Annotated in this window: 18 protein-coding genes; 9 read left to right on the top strand and 9 right to left on the bottom strand. The window is 59.4% G+C overall.

Translation table 11 applies throughout. The features are described from left to right. Positions 1–181: 181 nt before the first annotated feature. From XX99_RS10555 to XX99_RS10535, 5 genes are all read left to right on the top strand, one after another. On the top strand, positions 182–1,795 hold the full coding sequence (locus XX99_RS10555; RefSeq protein ID WP_050059283.1) for a GGDEF domain-containing protein: 1,614 nt from the start codon (positions 182–184) through the stop codon (positions 1,793–1,795). Between the two features lie 164 nt (positions 1,796–1,959). After that, positions 1,960–3,291 carry a glycosyltransferase gene (locus tag XX99_RS10550; protein ID WP_050059282.1) on the top strand — a complete coding sequence of 444 codons (1,332 nt, stop codon included), beginning with the start codon at positions 1,960–1,962 and terminating at the stop codon, positions 3,289–3,291. 307 nt (positions 3,292–3,598) lie between these two features. Continuing rightward, positions 3,599–4,048 carry a hypothetical protein gene (locus XX99_RS10545; protein WP_231581236.1) on the top strand — a complete coding sequence of 150 codons (450 nt, stop codon included), beginning with the start codon at positions 3,599–3,601 and terminating at the stop codon, positions 4,046–4,048. Then, positions 4,045–4,269 carry a helix-turn-helix transcriptional regulator gene (locus tag XX99_RS10540; RefSeq protein ID WP_050059280.1) on the top strand — a complete coding sequence of 75 codons (225 nt, stop codon included), beginning with the start codon at positions 4,045–4,047 and terminating at the stop codon, positions 4,267–4,269. Before XX99_RS10545 ends, XX99_RS10540 begins: the two co-directional genes overlap by 4 nt. 184 nt (positions 4,270–4,453) lie before the next feature. Further along, entirely contained in the window at positions 4,454–6,661 is a 2,208-nt protein-coding gene (locus tag XX99_RS10535; RefSeq protein WP_050059279.1) for an alpha-ketoacid dehydrogenase subunit alpha/beta, read from the top strand. A gap of 102 nt (positions 6,662–6,763) precedes the next feature. Here the strand turns inward: XX99_RS10535 and XX99_RS10530 are convergent, their stop codons facing one another. From XX99_RS10530 to XX99_RS10510, 5 genes are all read right to left on the bottom strand, one after another. Next, entirely contained in the window at positions 6,764–7,822 is a 1,059-nt protein-coding gene (locus XX99_RS10530; RefSeq protein ID WP_050059278.1) for an acyltransferase family protein, read from the bottom strand. A gap of 222 nt (positions 7,823–8,044) precedes the next feature. Beyond that, entirely contained in the window at positions 8,045–8,764 is a 720-nt protein-coding gene (locus XX99_RS10525) for an inner membrane CreD family protein (protein WP_050059277.1), read from the bottom strand. Between the two features lie 83 nt (positions 8,765–8,847). Further along, positions 8,848–9,237: a transcriptional regulator gene (locus XX99_RS10520; protein WP_050059276.1), complete on the bottom strand. Its 390-nt coding sequence runs from the start codon at positions 9,235–9,237 to the stop codon at positions 8,848–8,850. Next, positions 9,224–9,844: a hypothetical protein gene (locus XX99_RS10515; protein WP_050059275.1), complete on the bottom strand. Its 621-nt coding sequence runs from the start codon at positions 9,842–9,844 to the stop codon at positions 9,224–9,226. Before XX99_RS10515 ends, XX99_RS10520 begins: the two co-directional genes overlap by 14 nt. A 140-nt stretch (positions 9,845–9,984) precedes the next feature. Further along, complete coding sequence (locus tag XX99_RS10510) at positions 9,985–10,785, bottom strand: PhzF family phenazine biosynthesis protein (RefSeq protein ID WP_050059274.1); 801 nt, start codon at positions 10,783–10,785, stop codon at positions 9,985–9,987. A 194-nt stretch (positions 10,786–10,979) separates the two neighbouring features. Here XX99_RS10510 and XX99_RS10505 point away from each other — a divergent pair, with 194 nt between their 5' ends. Both XX99_RS10505 and XX99_RS10500 read left to right on the top strand, forming a co-directional pair. Next, entirely contained in the window at positions 10,980–11,726 is a 747-nt protein-coding gene (locus XX99_RS10505; protein ID WP_184084757.1) for a pentapeptide repeat-containing protein, read from the top strand. Positions 11,727–12,214: 488 nt separating this feature from the next. Beyond that, entirely contained in the window at positions 12,215–13,060 is an 846-nt protein-coding gene (locus tag XX99_RS10500; RefSeq protein WP_050059272.1) for a prolipoprotein diacylglyceryl transferase, read from the top strand. Between the two features lie 201 nt (positions 13,061–13,261). Here the strand turns inward: XX99_RS10500 and XX99_RS10495 are convergent, their stop codons facing one another. From XX99_RS10495 to XX99_RS10480, 4 genes are all read right to left on the bottom strand, one after another. Next, a complete protein-coding gene (locus tag XX99_RS10495) occupies positions 13,262–14,158 on the bottom strand; it encodes a DUF5677 domain-containing protein (RefSeq protein WP_156185915.1) in 897 nt (298 codons plus the stop codon). Between the two features lie 686 nt (positions 14,159–14,844). Continuing rightward, entirely contained in the window at positions 14,845–15,135 is a 291-nt protein-coding gene (locus tag XX99_RS10490; protein WP_082125446.1) for a hypothetical protein, read from the bottom strand. Continuing rightward, positions 15,132–15,722 (bottom strand): RNA polymerase sigma factor, encoded by a 591-nt coding sequence (locus tag XX99_RS10485; RefSeq protein WP_050059385.1) that lies wholly within the window; start codon positions 15,720–15,722, stop codon positions 15,132–15,134. Before XX99_RS10485 ends, XX99_RS10490 begins: the two co-directional genes overlap by 4 nt. Positions 15,723–16,017: 295 nt before the next feature. Further along, the gene (locus tag XX99_RS10480; protein WP_082125445.1) at positions 16,018–17,088 is read right to left on the bottom strand and encodes a ThiF family adenylyltransferase; all 1,071 of its coding nucleotides are present in this window, start codon (positions 17,086–17,088) and stop codon (positions 16,018–16,020) included. A gap of 153 nt (positions 17,089–17,241) precedes the next feature. On the opposite strand from XX99_RS10480, the gene XX99_RS10475 reads away from it, so the two are divergent. Continuing rightward, complete coding sequence (locus XX99_RS10475; RefSeq protein ID WP_050059270.1) at positions 17,242–20,556, top strand: outer membrane protein assembly factor; 3,315 nt, start codon at positions 17,242–17,244, stop codon at positions 20,554–20,556. Continuing rightward, the gene (locus tag XX99_RS10470) at positions 20,556–21,335 is read left to right on the top strand and encodes a SurA N-terminal domain-containing protein (RefSeq protein WP_050059269.1); all 780 of its coding nucleotides are present in this window, start codon (positions 20,556–20,558) and stop codon (positions 21,333–21,335) included. Before XX99_RS10475 ends, XX99_RS10470 begins: the two co-directional genes overlap by 1 nt. Position 21,336: the final 1 nt, after the last annotated feature.

The following is a 21,336-nucleotide window of genomic DNA, read 5'->3' as shown; positions in this document are numbered from 1 at the left end:
AAACTGCATCGGCGATGTCTCACGATCAGCTCCAGACACAACCGGCCATACGCCTTTCGTGCTACTTTCCTCTTCCGTTATTTGCGGTAAGGTTTCAACCAAACGATCACTTCTTTTATAGGTTTCGGTCTTCGGGGCCTTTTGATTTTCTATTGAACCGCTTGGCCCGGGCGACCAGCTTATGAAAGATGCTTTCGGATCGAATTTCGTTGAGCCAGCAACCACCGGGGCATCTGCAATAGGCCTGCCGGCACAGCAGCTGCTGCGGCGGCCGATCCTCCTTCTGGCCACGGTGGCCGTCGTGGTGATCCTCTCCATCCAGGCGGCGGTGGCAAACGCCAACACCGAGCGCGCAGCGGCCGTCGGATATCTATCTCTCTCCATGGTTCTCTGCGGATGTGCCTGGGCCTTTTGGACACGGGTGCGCCTTGCGCAGGGAACACTGCGTGTCCGCTGGTCTCTCATCGCCGGGGCTGCGCTGGCGGCAGCCATCGGCTATGCGCCTTCCTTCATCCAGGGCTTCCTGAACACCGGGCCCGCACGGGGATTTCAGACGGCCTGCTTCAATACCAGCGAGGCGTTGTACATGCTGGCCGCCGTGCTCTTCTTCGCCGACGTCGCTCGCTCGATTGTCGTCGTGGATATCCTGCAGGGACTGCTCTTCGTCGCGCTGCGCTTCAACCTTATCTACTCGCGTGTCAGCCTCGATCACTTTGCCATCAATCACCTGATCGTCGGCCAGTTCGTGGCGGCATTCCTGTTCATCGTGGCGATGGTTGCCTGCCTGGGAGCGGCTTCGCGCGCCGAGCTGAAGTTCCTGCGCACGCTCTCCTGGTTCTTCGGCTTTCGCCTGATCGACTTCTTCCTATCGAACCAGGTCTCCTACACCTGGCTGCATTACACCAATACCAGCCTGTACGACGTCCCCGGAACCGCGCTCTTGGCCGGCTTCGCGCTGTACCTGCTCTACTCCGGTCCAAACGGCAATCCTGCGGACACCGCTCCGCTCCGTCCTCCCAGCCTGATGGTGCGCAGCCTGATGCCGTCGTTCCTGGCGCTCGTGAACCTGATGCTCGGCCTCTTTCTGCTGCAGATTTCCGTGGTGCTGGCGGTTGTCGCCATCTCCGTCTCCGTCCTATGCTATGTCGCACGCACCGCGATGCTGCAGGCGCAGGTCATGAAGGACAAGGCGCTGCTGCAGAGTAAGAATGAGCATCTCGAAGGTCTTGCCATCCGCGATCACCTCACCGGCATCGGCAACCGGCGCTCTCTGGCCGGAGCCTATGCCCGCCTGCAGGCCGCGGCCGGCGGTACCAGCCTCGCGCTTCTTCTCATCGATATCGATTCCTTCAAGCAGGCCAATGATTGCCACGGTCATCTGCATGGCGACCGGGTTCTCATCGCTCTGGCGGGAGATATGGAAGGCCTTGCCGCCGGCGTCTCCGGCAGCCACTGTGCCCGTCTCGGCGGAGACGAGTTTGCCCTGCTGCTTCCCGATGTCACCTCTCAGGAGGCATCCGCGCTGGCCGAAAGGCTGGGCACGCTCTTCAGCGGGCACGTGTACGACGCGGATCGCGGGAGAGCCAGCCTCAGCATCGGTGTCGCCCCGCTCCATGCGGCGCGCGATCTGCCACTCGAAACGCTGGTCTCCTACGCCGACGAGGCTCTCTACCGCGCCAAGCTGCTCGGCCGTAACCGTGTGGAAGTGCAGCCAGTCTGGGAGTCCGCAATGAGGACGGAAGATTCAGCCTCCGCACCCGCTCCGCGCCGGGAGCTTCAACCCAGCACGATCTAGCACTGCCATTCCTTCCGGTGTTATGCGTTTTCTCTCACGAAGCGCATCGATCCGATTGGACAATCTGCTCCCAGGGAATGAAAGGGATTGTCTGCGGGTTAGTTCTCCAGATGGGTTCACGGCGAGGCGGACATTTGCCTCCCTGTCCCCATTGAGGAGAGTGAATGGCAAATATTCTTGTCGCTGCAACGCCCGCCCCAGGTCACGTCAACCCAATGCTGTCCGTAGCTCGACATCTATCGTCGCTTGGGCATTCCATTATTTTTCTTTCAGGAAAGCTCTTCCACGATCAGGCTGTCGCCCTGGGTTTTCGATTTGTCCCTTTCGAGGGAAGGGCTGACTTCGACTACAGGCGCATGGATGAGGAGTTTCCGGAGGTAGCAGCCGCGGCGCCCGGTCCCGATGCGATGAATGCGGTCTGTATGGCTACCGGCATCGATCCCGTTCCGGATCAGTACCGGACCGTCCGGCAGATCCTCTCCAAGGGTGGGGTGGATCTCATCGTGACTGACATCTACTTTTGGGGCATTTTCCCGTTGCTGCTGGGGCCGAGAGATGCCCGTCCTCCCGTGCTGACATTCGGGGTGTTGCCGCTCCTGGTGAGCAGCCGCGACGTGGCTCCCTTTTCGGGTCCCGACGCGAGTCCGGCGGGGCGGCTACGCAATCATGAGGAGACGCAACAGTTTTTCGCGATGATGCAGCCAGCCACAACACGCATGACCGAAGCACTGCATTCTTCCGGAACACGGGAGCTCCCGGAATTCTTTATCGACGCTGCGGCAAACCTGCCCGACCGTTTCCTGCAGCTGACGGCGGAAGCGTTTGAATATCCGAGAAGCGATCTGAAAAAGAGCATCGAGTACATCGGAAATCTCATGCCCGGCGGTCACGGCAAAACTTCGGCGCCGGAGTGGTTGAATTCTCTGGATGCGTCAAAACCCCTGGTGCTGGTGACGCAGGGCACGATCGCCAACTGGGATCTAAGCCAGTTGATCGAGCCTGCCATCGCGGCACTGGCCGATGAGCCGGTGACGGTGGTTATCGCGGCGGGGCGTCCCGACCTCGAGGTGATCCAGTTGCCCGGAGGCGTGAAACCCGAGAACGTGAGGATCGAACATTACATTCCCTTCGAGCAGATCCTGCCCAGGGTGGATGTTTTCGTAACCAATGGCGGCTTCGGATCGGTCAATCTCTCGCTCAGCAAAGGAATTCCGATGGTGGTCGCCGGCGACACGGAAGACAAGATCTTCACCGCCAGCCGCGTCGGCTGGTCGGAAGCAGGGATCAATCTCGCAACCGGCCGCCCCAGCGTCGAACAGATTCGCAGCGCTGTTCGCACTGTCCTTTCCGACAAGAAATATAAGGAGAACGCCGTAAGACTGCAGAAGGAGTTCGCGCGCTACAACGCCTTCGATCTGATTACAAAGACCGTAAACTCCATGCTTTCTTCGAAAAACTTCGAGCAGCTTCTCGAAACAGCCGCAGCTCGGAGCTGAATCCTGAAAGGGAAGTAACTCTAGGAAGGCAAACAGTGCTTTATGGGTGGTCATCCGGGCAGCCTCTCGGCCTAGATGACTGCCCATTCGCATTTTGTAAACTCAGACTGTTCATCCCTCGCCGATAAGGGGACTGGCATTGCATGTCAAAAATATTTGACTAGGAAGATAAGTCATCTTATGTTTATTCATGTCGAATAGCTTTGACATGAATGATTCTTATGCTGAGTAACACGCCGTGAAGCTACCATTCGCAGACTTGCCTCTCCGCCAGAAGCAGCTCTGGTTCGAAGTCATTCTCCATTCGTTGCTGCTCGCAACTTTTGTCGCCGGCCACTTCTTCTGGCATGCGTTTCGCGGGCCCCGCAGCATAGCCTATATCTTTATGCTGAGCTATCTCCTGCCGAACGTGTATTCTGGGCTCAAGATTTACACCACCGACGACACTCGCATCGATGAGCGAGACAACGTCATCAAAGGACGCGGCCGCAATGCGGGCTATCTCCTGATGACCTTCGGCATATGGTTCATCCTCATAGACCAAGAGGGACGAGGCTTCCCCCTTGCCACGGGCACAGTCCTGGTCCTTGTGTGGCTAGGTTCCCGCATTCTTACCAGCTCAGTTCAGCTTAGGATCTATGCCGGCCATGAAGCCTGGTGGCCGGATAATCTGGTCGCCGCCTTCAACCGCCGTCGCAACCCGGAATCAATTCGTGCAAGCATGGAATCGTTGCGCGCAAAACGCGAACGGCCATGAGTTCGCGGATTCGCAACACGATTCGCGAATTGCGAGCGGCACGCTCGATGACCCAGCAAGACCTGGCGGACCTGATCTTCGTCACACGTCAAACGGTCGTCGCCATCGAAGGCGATAAGTATTCGCCGTCGCTGGAGGTCGCATTCCGCATCGCGGAAGTCTTCGGAGTACCGCTGGAGCAGGTATTCCAGTACGATCCACCGCGTTTGCGTCGGAGATAGTCTAAGCGGGAATTCAAAACCAGTTGCCGGTTCAAGCCGGCCGCCTCATCTTGCTGAATAGAAGAGGTTCGGAGTTCTGAGGACAGACGGTCCGGCTATCCTGGGTCCCGCTCCGCTGTACAACTCCGCCTCTTTTCGCGTAAGAAAGAAGTAGGTAGTCCAGCTTCCCGCGAGAGGGTAAACGATGGCGCGTAGCACCGTCTCCGCTGCAGAGCGGAGCAAATCGACTTCATCTCCCAGTCCCTCCCTCAATTCCTCCCAGGAAGCTCTGTCTCCAGAACGGCTTATCGAGATCTACCGGCTCATGTATCTCTCGCGGCGCACCGACGACCGCGAGATTATGCTCAAGCGCCAGCAGAAGATCTTCTTCCAGATCTCCGGAGCCGGCCATGAGGCGCTGCTGGTCGCCGCCGGCCTGGTTCTCAAGTCCGGATACGACTGGTTCTTTCCCTATTATCGCGACCGCGCCCTCTGCCTCGCGCTCGGCGTCACCGCCGAAGAGCTGCTGCTGCAGGCCGTAGGCGCCGCTGCCGACCCGGCCAGCGGAGGCCGCCAGATGCCTTCGCACTGGAGCAGCCCGCAGCACCACATCGTTTCGCAATCCTCGGCGACCTCGACGCAATGCCTGCACGCGGTGGGCTGCGCCGAGGCGGGACGCTACTTCACCCGCCATCCCGAGGCCGCTGCCAAGCAGGAAGGCGACTACCGCCAGTGGCGCGATGTCACCTTCCACGGCGACGAAGTGGCTTATGTCTCGCTCGGCGAAGGCTCTACCTCGCAAGGAGAGTTCTGGGAGTCGCTCAACACCGCGTCGAACGAGAAGCTGCCCGTCATCTTCGTGATCGAGGACAACGGCTACGCCATCTCCGTACCCGTCGAAGTGAACACGCCCGGTGGAAACATCTCGAAGCTGGTGCAGAACTTCCCCAACTTCCACTTCGCCGAGATCGACGGCACCGATCCCGTCGCCTGCGTGCGCGCCTTTGAAGAAGCGGCAGCATGGTGCCGCGCCGGAAACGGACCGGCCTTTATCCATGGCCATGTGATCCGCCCTTACTCGCACTCGCTCTCCGACGACGACCGCCTCTATCGTCCGGAAAGCGAGCGCAACGCCGACGCCCTGCGCGATCCGCTCTCGAAGACCCAGATGCTGCTCCTGCGGGAGGGCATCCTCGACGCCGCGGGCATCAATCAGCTCGAAAAAGAAGTTGACGAAGAGGTTCGCCAGGCCGCTGACCGCGCCATGCGTTCGCCTCTGCCCCAGCCCGATAAGGCCGAGATCCTCAAGCACGTTTACTCGGAAAATTACGATCCCACCAGCCCCGCGCTCGCCACCGCTCCGGCCAGGACTGCCGACAGCCAGGAGCGCACCATGGCCGACCTCATCAACGCCTGCCTCAAGGACGAAATGCGCCGCGACCCGCGCATCGTGGTCTTCGGCGAAGATGTCGCCGACTCCTCGCGCGAGGAATATCTGAAGCAGGGACTGGTGAAAGGCAAGGGTGGCGTCTTCAAGCTCACCGCCGGCCTGCAGACGGAGTTCGGTTCCGGCCGCGTCTTCAACTCGCCGCTGGCCGAGGCCAATATCGTAGGCCGCGCCGTGGGCATGGCGGTGCGCGGAATGAAGCCGGTGGTCGAGATCCAGTTCTTCGATTACATCTGGCCTGCGGTGCACCAACTGCGCAACGAGCTGAGCCTCATGCGCTGGCGCTCCAATGGAACCTGGGCCAGTCCCGCAGTGGTTCGCGTGCCTATCGGCGGATATCTCACCGGCGGCTCTGTCTACCACTCGCAATCCGGCGAGAGCATCTTCACGCACACGCCTGGAATTCGCATCGTCTTCCCTTCGAACGCGCTTGATGCCAACGGGCTGCTGCGCACTGCCATCCGCTGCGACGATCCCGTGCTCTTCTTCGAGCACAAGCGGCTCTACCGCGAGACCTATGGCCGCGCCGCCTATCCCGGCCCCGATTACATGATCCCCTTTGGCAAAGCGGCGAAGGTTCGCGAAGGCAAGGACCTCACGCTGGTCACCTACGGCGCCCTCGTTCCGCGCGCCCTGCAGGCCGCGCAGAAGGCGCACCGCGAGCACGGCATCGAGACCGAGATTCTCGATCTGCGCACGCTGAATCCCTATGACTGGGAGGCCATTGCCGAGTCTGTCCGGAAGACCAGTCGCGTGATCGTCGCTCACGAAGACATGCTGAGCTGGGGCTACGGTGCCGAGTTGGCCGCCCGCATCGCCGACGAGCTCTTCCACGACCTCGACGCGCCGGTGAAGCGCATCGCTGCCATGGACACCTTCGTCGCCTATCAGCCGATCCTCGAAGACGTCATCCTGCCCCAGCCGGAAGACATCTATCAGGGCATCGTGGCACTGAAGCAGTTCTAGGGGTGTCATCAAACTAGCCTTTCGGCATTCAGACAATAGCTCTCTGATACCCCAAGGCAATTCTAGTAGTGGTGTCTCAAGAATCTCAATCCGCCGCGAGATTCAGCGTGTGCGCCCCATCGCGAGAACGGGTCGCTCCACGAAGAACCAGGAAGCCGATGCGACGGCTACCGTCACTGCCATGGTGACGGCCGCAATCGCCGGGCGGCCGTTCACATGCTGCTTCACCCAGTCCATCACAATCTCGTGGGCCAGGTAGAACGCGTAGCTGATCGTCCCCAAATATCTGAGGACGGAGTTCGACAGCACCCGTTTCAGGATTCCATCGCTCAACAGGACCAGCACAAAGATGCTGCCCAGGATGAGGATGTTGAAGCTGTATCCCAATGAGTTGAAGGCGACAGTGTTATGGGTCCGGTTAAACCAGGGACGGGTCAGCAGCACGGCATAGATTGCCATGGAAGCCGCAAGCACGATGCCGGCGAGCCGTCGCGCCCTGTTGTGGTCGGCGTTGGGAATCCAGAGGCTGATGGCGGCGCCTGCGGCCACGGCGTCGAGACGAAAGAAGGTAAGTGTTGTGATGGCAACGGAGCTGTGAAAGACGAACGTTCCAAAGCCGCGGACGACCGGTTCCACCAGGAGAATGGCGATGAGCAGCGGCGCAAGGATCCTGCGCGGCGCGAGCAGCACAAGGAACGGCCATATCAGGTAGAAGTGTTGCTCGACGGCCAGGGACCACAGCGGCGCGAGGTTCAATCCCACCCAGCCCAAGGCATACGGCACGTTTTGGAGAAAGAATGCGTAATACGGCCACAGCCGTCCCCAGTTGACGTGTAGAAACGGTCCAAACAAGAGCAGAACCAGGAGGTACGCCGGTAGAATTCGCTGCGCGCGGCGCAGGTAAAAGATCTTCATGGATCGCGCGAGCGGCTGCTGACGCGCTCTATCGCGCATGAGGATGCCGGTGATCAGGTAGCCGGAGAGGATGAAGAAGAGATCGACGCCGGACCACATCAAGGGCGCACCGAATGCATGCCAGGCGAACACCATGAGGATAGCCATACCGCGTAGCCCATCCAACTGCGGAATATGCTTCGGTAGCTTCTTCTTCTCCTCAGTGGAGGACGGACGAGAGTCTTCGATGAGATCGGTGGTCGGCAAGGGGGGTACCTTTTACGCAGGGTAGCACGTCGCTCCGCTGCGGCCAGCGACCAAGGGAAAGAGTTCCGTGAAGCAAAGTGATCACAAACCGTTGACGTACATAGCGGAATGCAGCCGAGCACACGGACTAATCCGTCATTTTTGGTGACCAAAAATGAAGAATCACAGCGGTCTTCGTGACTCAGCGGCTCTCTCAAACGACATGGTAATAGCAGGAATGCCCTACTCTAGCCACGAGTCGCGATCTTTCGGTTGAGATGGGGCGGATGCGAGCCTGGATACCGAACCGGCATTCCCGTACCAGTCGACGTTGCGCGTGATGTACATCGCAGCAGCAACCGCAGCGAAGCTGGCCAAGGCTCCGACAAGCAAAGCGTAAGCTTCGACGCGTAGAAGCACATAAATGAAGCTGTAGAGCAACGCGAAGACAGCGAACGCACGAAGAGCAAGCTTACGGCTGCCGAATACCCACTCAGTGTTGACCGAGAAGAGAAATATTGTGGACGTCCCGGCAATAAGGAAGCTTAGGTCGAAGCCAACGTGCTCGGCGAGTGAAAGGAGCAAAAGATAGAAGATGGTTTGCGCAATACCGACCAAAGCGTACTGGGCTGGATGAACGCTCTTTCCCGTTAATACTTCAAAGAGAAAGTAGGTAAGAAAAACAAGGCCGAGGAATAGCGCGATGTAGTGCAGGGAACGCCGGGTGGAGCGATAGGAATCGGCAAGACGAACTCCGAGGACTGTCTGCGGTTGCTCGGAAGCATTCTCCGCCGAGGCCGCCGAGACACCATGCTGGTTGGCTCGTTCGGTGGTGAGGTTTTCAACGAAGAAACCGGAGATGCTCATGATGAAGGCGAGAAGGAGGACGACGAAGAACTTCGTGCCGAGCGAGCGCGAGTGGAGGCTGAGTAAGGACGGCTGAGAGGAAGCGAAAGTGCTCATTGCATTGTTCTCCTTGAGGTTTACTTTGCATCGCAAAGTTTGAATGCGTAAAGAAAGCAATCTACAGAATGGGTAACAATACTTCAGGCTTTTGCGGGGGAAAGCTTTCGGAGGAACTGACCCTTTGGATCTTCGTGATTCACCGAAGCAGCGTCACGAACGACCTGTTCCAGGATGGTCAAATATTCGAGGTACCGACTGCGGCCGGAGGCGGTAATGCGAGCCGTTGTCTGTGCGCGACCGCTCTTACCCTCCTTGCTGATGCGGAGCATGCCGTCTTCTTCGAGCACTTGCAGGTGCCGGGCAAGATTCCCGTCGGTCAGGCCGCAGAGTTGCTTGAGTTCGATAAAGCTCAGGCCGTCACTGCGGGTGATGAGAGATGTAAGAATGCTCAGACGGGCGCGCTCGTGAATGACGCGATCTAAGCCCTCGTATGCGAACGGAGCCGTCGGCTTGGACTTAGTTGTCTTCATCGACAGACGCCTTCCTTGCGGAGAGATAGTGGATCGCGGCCACGAGAGCCATGCCGACTGCGTACGAGTCGGCCATCGTGGCCGGAGCGAGAGCGCGGACATCTCCGAGAGACACGCTAGCCATACCTGTGAGCAGGAACCAGGACCCTGCGAGAAGCATCGGTCGCGGCAAAGTGCGGCATGAGGCGAAGACGCCCAGGCTGAAGATAATTTGCCAGAGACCAGGGAGCATCCAGAAGACGTCCTTTGTAATGTGCAGCAACACAAGGGGCAGAATGACGCCGGTAATCCCTGCCGGAAGGAATTGCGCAACGGCTGCGCGAACTATTTCGTCCGCCATGCTGGAGTGGAGGCGGTTAACACGCGTAAGCATCTGTGCAGCAATAAGCGCAGCAGAAATAACGCCGGTGGAAAGCCAGAGGGCGACATACTGTGCAGGATGTGCCGCAGGCTCGGGAAGGTAATGGGACTGAATCGCGCCGGCGAGGAGCGCAAACCCAGCAGTCGCAGAAAGCGTGAGCGGGCCGTACCCGTGGAACTCGGTGGTTTCTGCCACCTGGCGGCGAATATTTCGAATATCGGCGAGCGCGCGGTTGAGGTCAGTCATGAATAAGCACTTTGTGATACAAAGCGTAAGCTTTGCAGCGCAAAGTGTCAATATCGTTGAATGCTCAAACGCATTTCCGAGAAGCGAGTAACCCCTATGTCAGGCTAGGCAATTGAGGCAGACCAGCGTCATTCAACGTGTTACAGATGAATGGCTCCCTCAAGATAAAGCCTGGCGCAGCCGGATATCTTGACTCGATCTCCGGCGATTCGGCATTGCATGCGTCCTCCGCGGGCGCTCAGTTGCCGCGCTTGGAACGCCTGCTTGCCGGTGCGTTCGGCCCAATATGGCGCGAGCGTGCAGTGGATCGATCCCGTCGCGGGATCTTCGTTGATCCCGGCAGAGGGTGCGAAGAGCCGGCACACATAGTCCACGTCAGAACTATCGCCGTCGCCGGGAGCGGTGACGATAGCTCCGCCGATGCCCAGGCCCAGCTCGGCCAGGGCGGCGAAATCCGGCGTCAGGCTTTGCACTTGCTCCGTGTGATCGAGAACCACGAGCACATCGCGCACCGAGCGCAGGATCTCGCCTTTTTCGAGGCCGAGAGCCGACAGAAGCTCCGGCCATTCTTCACCCCGTACTGGCGGCCGGGATGGAAAGTCCATCTCGAAGAGGTCGTCGACGCGATCTACAGTCAACAACCCGCTGCGGGTGTGAAAGCATACCGGCCAATCATGGTGCTGACGCAGCCAGAGGATATACGCCGTCGCCAGAGTCGCGTGTCCGCACAGATCGTCTTCGACGACCGGCGTGAACCAGCGCAGATCGAAGCTGCCATCGGAGCGGGCTACGACGAACGCCGTCTCGCTGTGGCGGTTCTCCGCTGCAATTTTCTTGAGGACGGCATCGGCGGGAAATGCCTCAAGAATGCAGACTCCGGCAGGATTGCCGCCGAAGATTTCATCCGTAAACGAGTCGACATGATAGTAAGGAATAGACATTCACGGGTGAGAGTATCAGAGGGTGCAGGACGCGCGAAGGTCACAATCCTGTGCCGCTTTCGCCTCTCATCCCGTCTGTACCGTAACCTGAAGCTGCTCCCGTTGTCGGAATGACGATAGCCATATTCCCGAGCTGAACCATTTCTGAACTGACCAGAGAGCCACCGAACCATGGAGCCATGGAGCCGCTGCAGATGATCACCCACCCCGTCCGAAGACGCCCGGCCAACTGGAGCCTGGTGCGCTCCCACATCAAGAGCCATTGGATCGTCCCCTTCATCGCCTTCGAGTGGACCTGGCAGTGGGTGGCCTACGGGCTCAGCCGCTGGAGCTTTCTCGACGTGCTCGATTACCTAGGCAGCTTCTCCGTCCTGGTGGCCGTCATTTTCTACTTCAGCGCCTCGGGAGATCGCGTGAAGCAGCGCCACTATCAGGCCTGGCAGGTGATCAACACCGCGCAGGGCAAGGGCGGCAGCGGAGGCCGCATCGACGCTCTCCAGGAATTGAATGCAGATCACGTGCCGCTGGTCGGTGTCGACGTCTCGACCGCCTTCCTGCAGGGCCTGCGGCTGGAGCACGCCGATCTTCTGCGCTCCGACTTCAGCGCCGCCGATCTGCGCAGCAGCGACCTGCGCGGGGCCGACTTCACCAGCGCAAATCTGCGCTCGGCCAACTTCCGCTACAGCAATCTGGAAGGCGCTTCATTCACCGATGCCGATATGGATAATGACGACCTGAAGGGGGCCAATCTGGCGTCGGCGCGCTTCGCCGGAACCGATCTCTCCGCCGCCGATCTGGGGCTCGCCGACCTGCGCAGCATCGATTGGCGGCAGATCAAGAGCATCCGCGGTGCGAACATCGCCGGGGTAAGGAATCCTCCCGCCGGCTTCGTCGACTGGGCTCTCAAAAATGGAGCGGTTCAGACAAGCGTCCCGGATTGACCTGGATCAGGGAGGCGAGGCCGTGGGGATCGTCGATCCCATCAAAAGAGCAGTTGATTCCATGGCAAAAGCGAGGAATTCGTGGCCGGTCGTGCAACAAGTTGTTGCACATTCGGGCGGTTTTCTGTAACAATAGTGGCTACAAAAGGTAGACACAGAGCCCTCCCCCAGGAGCCTGTCAACCCCGCTCCCTTAAACTTTTCTCTAACCCGCAGATTCCACTCGCCAAACCGATCATGAGATTTGGCAGGGAATTCGCTCTGGCTTGATATTCTGGAAGAGTAGAGCAAAAGGCGCAGCCGAAACGGCTGCGCCTTTTGCTTTGAGCCCGCTACGCTTCGGATGACGAGCTCCTGGCGTCGGTGGGTTCAGCTCTAGCGAATCAGTTAAGGAGTCCTTCGCTGAAGCGGCCGTAGCGAGCCGAATGAGTGAGATGGCTCTCATTCCCTGAGGCTACGCTTCAGCATTTACTCGTCTCTAGGAGCGTCATGACCAATCCAAGCCAATCTAAAGTGCGGCGACGCTGTCGCGCGCTTCGTCCCAGCGGATATCAGTGCGAAGCTCCTGCTCTCCGGGGCGGGGACCACTGCTTTGCCCATGATCGCGATCGCCGCCGCCGCACGGCTCCGGCGGCGCTGGAAATTCCGCTCCTCGACAGCCATGCCGCCATCCAGACCGCGGCTACCGATATCGCTCGCGCCGTCGCTGCGGGTACTCTGGACCTCAACGCCGCGCGGATTCTCAACGCCACGCTGCGGGTCGCCGCGCAGACGCTGCCTCGTGCCAGCTCCCGCACCCGGTCCAAGGAGGATTCCGCCGCGCAGCCGGCCTCCGAGCCTGTCTCGGAGATCGTGCTCAGTCCGGAAGGGGAAGAGATGGCACCGGAGACGCCTTATCAGGAGCAGGAGGTGAAGCAGGAGCGGACGTGGTCGTTCGCCGAATACCTCTATCGGACCCTGCATCCGGACAGCCCTGACGCAGCTCTGCCTGAGGCAGGCTATGAGTCGCCGGACGAGAATTCCGCGGGAAGGGAAGGGTCCATCCCGGCCGGAAAATTTTCCAGCGGGAGTGAGACACCCGTGATCGAAGGCGCGCTGAGCTTGAGCACGGTGCAGAAGGTGGGGAGAGATCGATCGCGAGAGGAAAATCAGGCGGGGCGGGCAGAGACGAACGACTCGCGCGAGACAATCCCGAAAACATTGTCACCGCCTATTCCCGGTATATTGGCCGAACTTATCGGGGAAACAATCGGTCCGCGAAACGGCTCTGCCTTGCGGCGGAATTGCAGAGAGCCGTCTGAGTGTGCTTTGAGAACAACTGAGATGGGGATTTGAATCTGTCGGCGTAGTTAGGTGCAGAAACTGAGTTTTGGAACGCGCAAGAGTCGACCTACAAGCGGACCTATTCGAGAATCGAACTTAGATAAGCGGGACGTTTCAGGGGCTGTAGGTTATCGCGGAGATATTCGGCTGGGATTGGTAAACAGAACGGCGTTCATGGGGACTTGACTGCCTGAACTGCGCGCCGCAGGAGATTCATCTCCAAGTTTCAGGCCAATACACTTCTGCATTGGTAAGAATCGGTACAGCTCCGTCCTTCTTGACTGCCTCCATGGCACGACCTAGCTGTTCAAGTTCTTCATCGGGCAAATCCGGCGTCTGAAGCAGCGGCACGGTCGTTAAGAACGTTAGCGAATAAAGCCAGCTTCCCCAGTAGAGACTGAACGCAGCCCAATATGCCTCAAAGGTGGACGAAGAAATTGTCATCTGCCCTGGCCTACCCCATATTCTTCGTAGCTGTTCAGGAACGCTGAAGTGTACCGCGCGTGATGTCCCATGGTAGAGAAAGCCATACGTAGTCTCCATTGAGACCGATTTGGCAAGTTGCGCCATGCTTGGAATAGTCTGGTGCTTCTTGAGCGTGAATCCAGAGGCTGAGAATATGTCGCGCAGTTCATCGCGCCCGCGATCATATGCGAATTTGCTTCGAAGCTTCCATTCGAGTGAGAAGCCCGAGCCCGTGTTCGGAATCACATAATTTTCTTGTGCAAGAAATGTCTCGTGAATTCCAACAGCACCTAAAGCATGAACTATTCGTGAGGCCTCATCTTCGGTACGAGATGCCAGATACAAAACCCAAATTAGCTCCTCATACATGGCCCTGAGCAGCGGTACTGCAGAAAATCCTCGCACACCTCTTGCGAGGATAAGAATGCTATCCAAAGCCTCAGCCTGTTTCACGACAATTGAGCGAAGGACCAAATGGTAATGGTTGATCACACCTTCTTCGGAAGGTTGCCAATTCGCCACAGAGGCTTTCTCAAGCCAATCGCGGGTAGGAGACAAAACTGCGGCTGCGCAAAGCAGTAAATGCTCGACACGTGACCTTGCCTCATTGGTTTCTCGATTATTGCTGTGACTGCGCTGTTCCATTCCAAAAGCTTATCGTGTGGCACTACTTGCGCAACAAACGCAGCTCATTGAAAAGCGTCACTCCTCATAAGTCGGCTTTGCGTCAGCAGCTGGGGCAGTAAGTTCAACTACTCCCGCTGCTTGGCCGAGGAGAGAGCCGCTTAAGAAACAGCTCTCCCACGCATTTTCGGCTTTTTGACTCGCTCGATACCGGGCGACGCGAATACAGTTCGGCGCTGCCTGGGCAGGCTCGCTCGAGAATGGGACGGCCAGACTATTTCGCTTAGGGTGCCAGTCTAACTACCTACGTTATGCTGCAGGCTTATCGGTTGGCTTTTTTTGCGGATGGATTTCAGGCGACAATGACGTCACTTTGGTAGGGAGCGCCCCGTGCTGCGGAGTTCCGCACATGTGGCACGGCTCCGCCTTCAATTTGATCTCAGCGCCACAGCAGGCGCAATAAGCAGCCACGTTTCAATTCCTCCGTGTGGATGCTTGTTTGACGCACCGGCAAAGAGAAAGATTCATTCGCTGGAAGTGCGATTAAGACGTGAAATGGCCTGGCCGTCAGCGCAGGATAACGCTACGACGGATCGGTCATCGCCGGCTGTTCGGCTGCCGGCGATGATCTCCCGCTAAGCTCGTACTACTCCCGCTAAGCTCGTACTATTAGTCCGAATCTTAAGCAGCCACCTGAAGCGTGTACCTTAAGCACGAACGGGGGGCCGGTTGGCTTCGGCGCGTTCCTGTCCTGAGCCTTCTGTCTGGATCGCGTTCTCGATCTTGTCCCATACTGCGGGGCTGGGATCGTGAATGGGAAGCAGCAGCTTCGCCTGTTGCGCGATGTACTCCAGATCGCGCACCAGCGCGGCGCAGTTCTCGCAGGTCTTCAGATGCTCTTCCGCACTGAGATCGGCGTGGGACTCGAACAACTCAGGCAGGCGGTCTTGAAATTCGGCACAGGTCATGGTCTTCCGGTCAGATCGCGTCGTGGTCATACGGCCGGCTCCTTGCGCTCTCCGGTACGGAGCAGGTCGCGTAGTTTCATGCGCGCTTTGTGGAGTTGCGACTTGCTATTCCCAATGGAGCAGGCAAGCATATCGGCAATTTCGTTATGTTCGTAGCCCTCCACATCGTGGAGGACAAAGACCAGGCGGTAGCCCGGGGGAAGGTTTTCGACGGCGCGTTCGAGGGTGACGCGGTCGATCGATCCGGAGAGCATGAGGTCGCGCGCTCCGATATCCTTGCGCGGGCCGTCTTCCTGCGAAGGCTCGAGCGTCTCTTCGAGCGAGACCTGGGGAAGTCCCTTTTTGCGGAGGTGCATCAGCACCACGTTCACGGCGAGGCGATGCAGCCAGGTCGAGAAGGCCGAGTCGCCGCGAAAGGTTGCGATCTTGCGATAGAGCTGAAGGAAGGCTTCCTGGGTAAGATCTTCGGCTTCGGCCACGTTGCCCAGCATGCGCAAGCACAGCGAATAAACGCGGCGCTTGTGCAGTGCGTAAAGAGTCTCAAAGGCGCGTGCGTCTCCACCTTGCGCAGCCTGGATGGCTTCGGCCTCGCCGGCGATGGGCGGATTGCGGCGCATATGCTGATGTACGGGTTTTGGTGCTGCCTGGCCGGTGCTCATGCCAGACTCCTGAATGCTTGCGATGAGTGCATGCGTGCTCGCTCCCTGCGTAGTGCCTAGCGGTGTTTGTGTGGTGTGGCTCATGGGTTAACCGCTACGTGCAATTTGCTATTCCAATGACAGGCGCAATTTCAGGGTAGGAAGCATGACCGGCGCAAAAGGTTGCTTGTATTGAGCTTGCAAGAAACCTCTACCAGATTACGATGGTGCTCCCGCGGCCATCGTCTCATTTTTCTTTGCAAAACCCTATTTTTTACGACCCGATAAATCGGGCATAGAGGCTTCGCGCCTGCGCGACGTCGGTTGTCCCCTGGATGATGGCTCGGCCGTCGGCGAAGAGGGTCAGAACGTACTCGCCGCGCTCGAAGCGCAGAAGCATGCTGTTAAAGCGAACTTTGCCGTGCGCCTGCAGGCGCTCACTCATCGCCGCCAGATCCACGGGACGGCTGTGCTCGTGAATCTGCACCGAGTTTCGTCCGCAAAGCGTGATGTGAGGGCGGCCCTCCCCGCGCAGATGGCGGAAGTCGCGCTCGCCGCAGACCTGGCAGCCGGCGCGAGGCGCGGCTGCCGATACCTCGGACCACTCGTTGTTCCAGAGATCGTAGGAGAGCAGGGTGCGCCGCAATCCGGAGCGGTTGCCGGCAACGTACTTCATGGTCTCGGTGACGGCGAGCGAGGCGGCGAAGTTGACTGCGGAATTCAGGATTCCCGCGGTGTCGCAGGTTTCGACGGCTCCCGTGGGCGGCTCGGGAAAAATGCAGGCGAGGCAGGAGGTTTCTCCGGGCAGGATATTCATGGTGACGGCATAGGCGCCAACCGCGGCCGAGTAGATCCACGGCTTATTCTGCTCGACGGCATAGTCGTTGAGCAGGTAGCGGGTCTCGAAGTTGTCGGTTGCGTCCAGAACGAGGGTGGAGCCGGCGAGCAGAGCGTGGATATTTCCCGGTGTCAGATCGGCCACATGCGCATAGACTTTGACTTCGCTATTGAAGAGGGCGATCTTGCGGCGCGCGGCCTCGGCTTTGGGCAGGGCATCGCGAACGTCGGCCTCGTCGAAGAGCACCTGACGCTGCAGGTTACTCTCTTCGACAAAGTCGCGGTCGATAAGGGTAAGAGCGCCGATTCCGGCGCGGGCCAGCAGGGATGCGGCCGCCGCGCCGGTGGCTCCACAGCCTACCAGGGCGACGTGCGCGGCGGCCAGCTTCTCCTGGCCGGCTTCGCCGATGCCGGAAAAAAGCACCTGGCGGGAGTATCTTTCGCTGGCGGGGGAATGGGGCGCAACTATGGTGGGAATGGCCGTGTCTCCTTGAGCTTCAGGAAGCATGTTTCATTCTTTAGTATAGGAGTCGTGCCGGGAGCGCATCTCATGGAAACTAGGAAGGCGCTTCGGTGCGAACGGATGAAGCCGGGAATGCATCTCACGATCTCTGTCGAAATGTTTGCAGGCAGCCAAAGATTCAAAGGCGAGAGGGACTGATTGGTTTTCTTGCGAACAGTGGGCCGTTTTCGCGGCGCCGCTCCCCTTGTGGGCGTCCTTATCGGACCAGCCGTGCTCGCCGTTTTTCTCCTGCTGGCGGGGGGAGGGACGGCGCTTGCTCAGTCGCAGTCCGGCCCGCCTTCGACGGCTCCGGCAAATCCGATCGCCGGGTCGGCCGAGCCGCCGCCGGTCAAGACCGGAGTGCAGGCCAGCCCGGGGCCGCCGCCCGCGACCAAAACGCCGGGATATGCTGAAGCGCCTGCCCAGATTCCTAAGGTGGAGCAGCCCTCGCATGCGGCCACCGAGAGCCTGCGGGCATGGATCGGTCTGGAGGTCGAGGCTGTGGAGTTTCAGGGAGTCGACCGCGCCCGCCTCGATCCGCTGCCGCAGGTGCTGCCTCTGCAGCCCAACAAGCCGCTGCGCTCCGAGGATCTGCGCGAGAGTCTGCGGCGGCTGTTCGAAACCGGCCTGTACAAGGGCATCGACGTGGAGGGCACGCGCAACGGGGACAGGATAACCATCATCTTCAACGGCGCGCCGGCTCTTTTTCTGGGCCGCGTGACCGTGGCGGGGTCGAAGAACGACCGGCTCACCAGCCAGTTGCAGCGCTCCGCGCGCCTGACCCCCGGCACGCCCTTCAGCGACAGCAAGCTTACCCAGGCGGACAAGCTGCTGCAGCAGACGCTGCAGGAAAACGGCTATTACCAGGGAAGCCTGGCCCGTACCACCACCGTCGACGCCGCCGATGCGCAGGTCGACGTGAACTTCGATGTGCAATCCGGCAAGCAGGCCCGCATCGGCGACGTGACCGTCGACGGCAATGCCGGGATGCCGCTGGATAAGTTCCGTAAGAAGGGCAAGCTGAAGCGGGGCGCGAAGGTGACGCGCGATACGGTAAGCCGCGCCCTCACCGGCCTGGAGAAGAACTACCAGAAGGAGCAGCGGCTGGACGCCAACATCAATCTGGAGTCGAAGGATTTTCAGCAGCCTACCAACCGCCTGAACTACAAGTTTCAGGTTGCTCCCGGACCAATCGTGACCATCCACGTGAACGGAGTGAAGCTGAGTCAGGGCAAGATCAAGAGCCTGGTGCCGGTCTACGAAGAAGGCTCCGTGGATGAAGACCTGTTGAACGAAGGCAACCGCCGCATCCGTGACTACTACCAGCGGGATGGGTATTTCGACGCGCAGGTGACACATACCCGGAATACCGACAATCCCAACCTCACGACAATCGATTACGAGGTGAAGCTGGGCGACCGGCACGTGGTGGTATCGACCAGAATCACCGGCAACAAGTACTTTCACGATGACATCATCGAGCCGCGCCTCTCCGTACACAAAGCGACCCTGCTGCAGAAGCATGGAAATTACAGTCAGGCATTGGTGCAGGCGGATGTGAACAACATCACGGCTCTCTACCAGAGCAACGGCTTCAGCAGTGTGAAAGTGACGCCGGAGGTCAAGCCGGTTCCAGCGCGCGCTCCGGGGAAGCCGGAGGGACTAACGATTACTTACGCGGTCGATGAAGGCGCGCAGCAGAAAATCGGAAAATATGTGATCACCGGAAGCAAGCAGATCGATCTTCCGACCCTCGTCTCGCTCACCAACGTGCAATCGGGCCAGCCGTACTCGGCGATGGTGATCTCGGGAGACCGCGATTCGATCCTCACCTACTACTTCAGCCACGGCTTCGATCACGCCACGCTGAATGTGAAGCAGGAGCCGCAGAAAGACCACCCCGAGCTGATCGATGTGGCCATGAACATCGAGGAGGGCGAGCGCATCTTCGTCAATCGCATCCTGATCTCGGGGCTCAGCTACACTCGCTCCTCGACTATCGCGCCGCACGTGCTGCTGAAGCCGGGAGACGCGCTGGATCAGTCAGCGTTGCTCGAAACCCAGCGGCAGCTCTACGACCTTACTCTCTTCAACGAGGTCAATACGGCGGTGCAGAATCCCAATGGCGACGAGCTGCGCAAGAATGTGCTGCTGCAGTTCACCGAAGCACGCCGCTGGAACCTGGAATACGGCTTTGGATTCCAGGCGCAAACCGGCAATCCCTCGACCAACTGCCCGAATCCAGTGAGCCTGATCCAGCTTGGCATCAATCCCACGAGCTATACGGCCAACTGCGGTCCGAACGGCACGGCCGGGGCCAGCGCGCTGGTGCTGTTCAACGTGTCGCGCATCAACCTGTGGGGAAGAAACCAGGCGGTCACGCTGCGCACGGAATACGGATCGCTGGAGCAACAGGCGACGGTGATCTACACCTTCCCGCACATCTTCAACCTGCAGAAATTCGACTTCTCGCTGAGCGGCGGCTACACCAACGCGCAGGACGTGACCACCTACGCAGCTTCCCGGCTGGAGGGGACGGTGCGCCTCACCCAACGGCCGTCGAAGCCGAATACGCTGATCTATCAGCTCACCTATCGCCGGGTGAAAGTGAACCCAGACAGCGTGCAGGTGGCTCCCGACGAGATTCCGCTGGTCTCCGAGCCGGTGCGCGTTGCCGGGCCGGGCATCACCTGGATTCGCGACACGCGGCGGCCGTCTCCACTGGACGCGCAGGCCGGCACCTACACCAGCGTGGAAGAGTTTGTCACCGACAATGCGTTCAAGTCGGAGGCCAACTTCAACCGGCTCGACGTCAGCAATTCCAGCTACTACAAGGTTGGCAAAAAGAACTACGTCCTTGCGCGCAACACCCGTTTCGGCTACGAGCGCGCCTTCGGCGAAGCCAAATTCGAGACCATCCCTCTGCCGGAGCGGCTATATGCGGGCGGTGCGCAATCGCTGCGCGGATACTCCATCAACTCTGCCGGGCCGCGCGATTCGCTCACCGGGTTTCCCATCGGCGGCGCGGGAGCTTTCGTCAACAGCACCGAGCTTCGCTTCCCGAATCCCACGCTGCCCTATTTCGGCAATGCGCTGGGCTTCGTTCTCTTTCACGACATGGGGAATGTCTTCACCAAGTCTTCGGACATCTGGCCGAGCTTTCTGCGCACCCGCCAGCCGCATAGCGGAACCTGCAAAGACCTGAATCCCGCTGACCAGCAGAAGATCACCAATCCCACCACGCAGGCCGCCGGCACCTGCGACTTCAACTACTTCACCCACGATGTCGGAATCGGTCTGCGCTATCACACGCCGATCGGGCCGATCCGCGTGGACTTCAGCTATACGCTGAACCCCCCGATCTATCCGGTAATCATCACCTACGGCACACAGTCCAATGGACAGCCGATTGCGCCCTACGTCGGCAACGCCGGCCACTTCAACTTCTTCTTCAGCATCGGGCAGGCATTCTGATGAGACGCGCGTTCCAGTTCGGTGTGACGGCGATGGTGCTGGCGAGTGCAGTGATTCTTCGCGCACCGGCGAATGCGCAGGTCGCCGGTACGCCGCGGGCGAGCTTGAATTCAGCCGATGCAGCCGCGAAGCCTATCGTGCTGGATCGCGTGGTGGCGATCATCAATGGCGACGTGTTGCTGGAGAGCGATGTGCAGGAGGAGATGCACTTCGCCAAGCTGGAGCCGGTGGGCGTGCCTGCGGGCAGCGATTCGTTGCGCCGCTCGGCGCGCCGCCTGATCAACCGCACGCTGATCCTGCAGCAGATCAAGGAGCAGCAGCAGACCGGGATGAGTGTCTCCGACGCCGATGTGGAAAAGCAGCTCGATGAGATCCGCAAGAGCCTGCCCGCCTGCAAAGAGCATGACTGCACGACGGAGGCAGGCTGGAAGGCGTTTCTCGCCGCGAACGGTCTAACCCAGCAGGATGTTCTCGATCACTGGCGGCAGCGCATGCAGATTCTGCGCTTCATCGATATCCGCTTTCGCGCGGGCATTCGCATCTCGAAGCAGGAGATTGCGGACTATTATCAGAAGTCCATCCTGCCTGGTTATGCGCACGCGAAGGACAAGCCTCCGCCGGTCGACACGCTGGCGCCGCGCATCCAGGAAGTGCTGCTGCAACAGCATGTGAATGGGCTTCTGCAGGATTGGATGAAAACGCTGCGCCAGGAAGGCAGCGTGCAGATTCTTGACCCGGCGTACGGGCAAAGCAATTCGGGCGATGAGGACGACGAATAGA

Source organism: Silvibacterium bohemicum (genome assembly GCF_001006305.1).
Lineage (GTDB): Bacteria > Acidobacteriota > Terriglobia > Terriglobales > Acidobacteriaceae > Silvibacterium > Silvibacterium bohemicum.
Note: the sequence above shows the minus strand (reverse complement) of the source record. Positions and strands in the feature narration are given on the sequence as shown.

What these genes read in the sequence shown, in the direction of transcription:
- XX99_RS10555 (WP_050059283.1), top strand. Translation starts at nt 182, where the DNA reads ATGAAAGATGCTTTCGGATCGAATTTCGTTGAGCCAGCAACCACCGGG.
- XX99_RS10550 (WP_050059282.1), top strand. Translation starts at nt 1,960, where the DNA reads ATGGCAAATATTCTTGTCGCTGCAACGCCCGCCCCAGGTCACGTCAAC.
- XX99_RS10540 (WP_050059280.1), top strand. Translation starts at nt 4,045, where the DNA reads ATGAGTTCGCGGATTCGCAACACGATTCGCGAATTGCGAGCGGCACGC.
- XX99_RS10535 (WP_050059279.1), top strand. Translation starts at nt 4,454, where the DNA reads ATGGCGCGTAGCACCGTCTCCGCTGCAGAGCGGAGCAAATCGACTTCA.
- XX99_RS10525 (WP_050059277.1), bottom strand. Translation starts at nt 8,764, where the DNA reads ATGAGCACTTTCGCTTCCTCTCAGCCGTCCTTACTCAGCCTCCACTCG.
- XX99_RS10520 (WP_050059276.1), bottom strand. Translation starts at nt 9,237, where the DNA reads ATGAAGACAACTAAGTCCAAGCCGACGGCTCCGTTCGCATACGAGGGC.
- XX99_RS10515 (WP_050059275.1), bottom strand. Translation starts at nt 9,844, where the DNA reads ATGACTGACCTCAACCGCGCGCTCGCCGATATTCGAAATATTCGCCGC.
- XX99_RS10510 (WP_050059274.1), bottom strand. Translation starts at nt 10,785, where the DNA reads ATGTCTATTCCTTACTATCATGTCGACTCGTTTACGGATGAAATCTTC.
- XX99_RS10505 (WP_184084757.1), top strand. Translation starts at nt 10,980, where the DNA reads ATGATCACCCACCCCGTCCGAAGACGCCCGGCCAACTGGAGCCTGGTG.
- XX99_RS10500 (WP_050059272.1), top strand. Translation starts at nt 12,215, where the DNA reads ATGACCAATCCAAGCCAATCTAAAGTGCGGCGACGCTGTCGCGCGCTT.
- XX99_RS10495 (WP_156185915.1), bottom strand. Translation starts at nt 14,158, where the DNA reads ATGGAACAGCGCAGTCACAGCAATAATCGAGAAACCAATGAGGCAAGG.
- XX99_RS10490 (WP_082125446.1), bottom strand. Translation starts at nt 15,135, where the DNA reads ATGACCACGACGCGATCTGACCGGAAGACCATGACCTGTGCCGAATTT.
- XX99_RS10485 (WP_050059385.1), bottom strand. Translation starts at nt 15,722, where the DNA reads ATGCGCCGCAATCCGCCCATCGCCGGCGAGGCCGAAGCCATCCAGGCT.
- XX99_RS10480 (WP_082125445.1), bottom strand. Translation starts at nt 17,088, where the DNA reads ATGCTTCCTGAAGCTCAAGGAGACACGGCCATTCCCACCATAGTTGCG.
- XX99_RS10470 (WP_050059269.1), top strand. Translation starts at nt 20,556, where the DNA reads ATGAGACGCGCGTTCCAGTTCGGTGTGACGGCGATGGTGCTGGCGAGT.